This is a genomic window from Ensifer sp. NPDC090286 (assembly GCF_044769565.1).
In the GTDB taxonomy this organism is placed as follows: domain Bacteria; phylum Pseudomonadota; class Alphaproteobacteria; order Rhizobiales; family Rhizobiaceae; genus Ensifer.
Genome location: NZ_JBIVYF010000019.1, coordinates 1 through 1,866 on the forward strand (window position 1 = coordinate 1; position 1,866 = coordinate 1,866).

Here is a 1,866-nt window from a genome sequence, read left to right on the forward strand (position 1 = left end):
ATCCGCTGCAGATCACGCTCGCTCATCGCAATCAATCCCATCCGCAATCTCCCAGGTCATCAAAACCCGGGGAGAGTGACATTCCAACTTTGCAGAAACAGGACATTCTAACTTTGCGGTGGTGGTTCCAGATCGAATGCAACGACCGCGAGAAGCCTACATGCTTTGCACGTCCATAGCCAACAGGTGATGGCTGAAGATCTCCTTCGGCGTCTGGAACCCCAGGCATTTGCGCGGGGTGGTGTTGAGGCGCTCGCACAATGCACGTATCTCCCGATTGGTCACGTCCAGGACAACCGTCTCTGGCGGCAGGTAGCGCCGGACGCGTTTGTTGGTGTTCTCGACCGTGCCTTTTTGCCAGGGCGCTTGTGGGTCGCAGAACCAGACCGAAGTTCCCATGCCTTTTTCCAGCTCGCGCCACGAGACGAACTCCAGGCCTCGGTCAAACGTCAGACTTTGCCGGGCGTGGGCGGGTAGGGCGCCGAGATGGCTAATCAGGTGCCCCATGATCGGTTTCGACCGCCTGTCGTTGTTGCGGAACAGAACCGTATAGCGGCTCTTGCGCTCCACGACGGTGGCGACGTTGGCCGATCCATGTTCCTTTCTGAAGATCATCAAATCTGCCTCCCAATGACCGAAGTCGCTGCGGGCGTTGACGTTGTCTGGCCGATTGCGGATGGCGCATTCGATTGGAAAGACCAGGCTTCTCGGCTTTCGCGCATATCGGGGGCGCCGCTTGCGACGTCGTTCCGGCAAGTGACGTCCCAGCTGTTGGTCCTGTCCTTCCCGAGAATAAACGTACTGATAGATCGTCTCATGGCTCAGTCGTGCCGAGGATCCGCTGATAAGCCTTAGGCGACCTGAAATCTGTTCAGGTGACCACCCATCCTTCAAACGATCGATGACCGCGGCGCAAAGCTGCGGGTCGCGCAAAAGCTTCCGGTAGCGCCGACGCCGGTCCTCAGCCATCTGTTGCGCCGTCACGTGCCAATAGCCCTCGGCAATGGGGACTTCACGGTCGTGCCAGAAATTCCGTCGTAGCTCACGGCAGATGGTCGAACGGTCGCGACGAAGCGTCCGCGCGATCTCCGCCTGGCTGATCTTCTTCTCATGCATCCGCGCAATGACGCGGCGTTCATCCATACTCAACTGCACAAAAGAGCGGGCCACATCCATCCTCCTGAAACGATGGCCAATTTGCCTCCGTTGCATTTGAAAATGGAATCTGCCCGGCTACAGCCTTTGTGGCAGCAAGGTTGAACTGTCCGCTGGTGCGCAAAGTTAAAATGTCACTTCAGGCTGCCACACGGCACGACGACCAGTCCCGATCTGACCGGCTGATCCGGTTGCAAGATCAGATCGGGGCGGGTGAAGGGCACCCCTTCGGCTTTAGCTTTGAGGCTTTGTGGTGACCGGTCACTCCGCAGCATTAAGTCGGGAAAGTGCCTTCTCGCGCCGCGCGATCACCGCCGGATCGTTCATGAAATCCGTCCGCTTGCCCGGCCTGCGGCCCCGCGGTTTGTAGCCAATCTTGTCGCTGTTCGTCTTCACAGCTGGTTTCGTCTGCTGGTCCTGACGTTCTCTGATGTAAGCCAGGACATCGGAAAGGCGCTTGTTCTCGGTGATCGCCGCATGCGTCACCCGCTGGTCCTTGTCGAACACCCTGTAGGGCAGGGAATGGCCTTTCCACCGCACATCCAATCGACCGTCCGCATAGGCATAGGTCTCGACATAGCGACCAGCCAAACCACGTGTCACCTCGGTCTCCTTGAGCATGATCCGCTGGCGCTCGAACGAAAACGTCAGCTGCGATCCGACATAACGCTGCTCGCGTTTGCACAGGATCTCGGCCAGCCGATCCGGCGC

1 protein-coding gene and 1 pseudogene are annotated in these 1,866 nt (G+C 58.6%); both read right to left on the reverse strand.

Going from position 1 to position 1,866, the window contains the following annotated elements; genetic code table 11:
* Positions 1-156 precede the first annotated feature (156 nt).
* The gene (locus tag ACIQUG_RS34625; RefSeq protein ID WP_402326930.1) at positions 157-1,170 is read right to left on the reverse strand and encodes an IS30 family transposase; all 1,014 of its coding nucleotides are present in this window, start codon (positions 1,168-1,170) and stop codon (positions 157-159) included.
* Between the two features lie 246 nt (positions 1,171-1,416).
* A pseudogene (locus tag ACIQUG_RS34630) lies at positions 1,417-1,866 on the reverse strand (ISNCY family transposase); the annotation flags it as partial.